The sequence below is a fragment of the Parolsenella sp. genome (assembly GCF_982402205.1).
Window position 1 is genome coordinate 1 of record NZ_CEVYAT010000215.1, and the last position, 1684, is coordinate 1684.

Annotated in this window: 2 protein-coding genes; both read right to left on the reverse strand. The window is 69.4% G+C overall.

Annotated features, from left to right (window positions below):
- Positions 1 to 652, reverse strand: a 652-nt coding sequence (locus AC1VTH_RS08150) for an FAD-dependent oxidoreductase (protein ID WP_481335679.1), incomplete at its 3' end; no start/stop codon positions are given.
- A 1-nt stretch (position 653) separates the two neighbouring features.
- A partial coding sequence (locus AC1VTH_RS08155) for a GltB/FmdC/FwdC-like GXGXG domain-containing protein (protein WP_481335680.1) occupies positions 654 to 1684 on the reverse strand: 1031 nt, incomplete at its 5' end.

Below are 1684 nucleotides of genomic sequence, written 5' to 3' on the forward strand. Positions count from 1 at the left end.
TGCCAAGCTCGGCCATGAGCGCCACACGGCGCTCGACCACGGACTTGTCGAGCTTCATGTTGGGAATGCCGTACATGAGAAGGCCGCCGGCGCGGTCGTCGCGCTCGAGGACCGTCACGCGGGCGCCGCGACGGGCGAGCTCCCAGGCACTCACGAGGCCGGCCGGGCCCGAGCCCACCACGGCCACGCGCGCAGCACCCTCGGCCGCAGGCTCAAAGCGGGCGGGGCCGCCGTGCTCCCACTGCCAGTCGCTGATGGCGCGCTCGTTGTCGTGGATCGTCTCGGGCTCGTCGGCGCGGCCCAGGTTGCAGGCCGCCTCGCACAGCGCCGGGCACACGCGGCTCGTGAACTCGGGCATGGGGCTCGTGAGCGCCAGGCGCTCGGCGGCCTGCTCCCACTGGCCTCGATAGACGAGGTCGTTCCACTCGGGGATGAGGTTGTGCAGGGGGCAGCCGCTGGGGCGGGCGTGCCCAAACGACACGCCGCTTTGGCAGAAGGCCACGCCGCACATCATGCAGCGGCTTGCCTGCAGCTGCTGCAGCTCGCGGGAAAGGGGCTCGTAGAGCTCGTCGAAGTCCTTCGTGCGCTCCTCAACCGGGCGCGTGCCGTGACCCTGGCGCCCCTGCTCGAGAAACGCTCCTGGCTTGCCCATGCTAGTTCCTCCCCGTGATCTGGTCGAAGGCCACCTGCAGGGCCTCCTCGTGGGTCTTGCCCTGCGCCTCGGCCGCGGCGACGGCGTCGAGCACGCGCTCGTAGTCGCGCGGGATCACCTTCACGAACTTGTTCTTGTACGTCTCGAAGCGGTAGAGCATCTTGATGCCGCGCGGGCTCGAGGTGCGCCTCACGTGCTCCTCGACCAGGCCGCAGATGAGCTCGAGCTCGTCGGCCGTCGGGGCCTTGAGGTCGACCATATCGGTGTTGCAGCGACTGGCAAGGGTGCCAAACTCGTCGAACACGTAGGCCACGCCGCCGCTCATGCCCGCGGCGAAGTTGAGGCCAACCTCGCCCAGCACAAGGGCGATGCCGCCCGTCATGTACTCGCAGCCGTGGTTGCCCACGCCTTCGACCACCACGGTGGCGCCGGAGTTGCGCACGGCGAAGCGCTGGCCGGCGAGGCCGTTCACGAAGCCCTTGCCGCTCGTGGCGCCGTAGAAGGCGACGTTGCCCACGATGATGTTCTCGTCGAACTTATAGTTGGCGCGCTCGGGCGGGCGCACCGAGACGATGCCGCCCGAGAGGCCCTTGCCAAAGTAGTCGTTGGCATCGCCCTCGATGTTGAGCGTGACGCCCTTCGGCAGGAAGGCGCCAAAGCTCTGGCCGCCGGCACCCGTGCAGTCGACCGTGATCGAGCCGTCGGGCAGCCCCTCGGGGTGGGCCGCGGTGACCTCGTGGCCGAGCATCGTGCCCACGCAGCGGTTCACGTTGTCGATGTCGGCGTGGAAGCGGATGGGCTCAAGGTGCCTGCGGGCAGCCTCGGTGTAGGGCACGAGCAGCGTGGCGTCGAGCGCGCGGTCGAGCTCGAGGTCGGGCGCCATGCTCGGCAGGAAGTGCTTGCCTTCCGCGCCGGGGATCTTGCGGCCAAACTCGTTCGTGGCACCGGCCAGCACGCGCGACAGGTCAACGGTGTTGGCCTTCCAGCTGCCCTCGACGGCAACCTGGCGCAGGCACTCGGGGTGGCCCACCA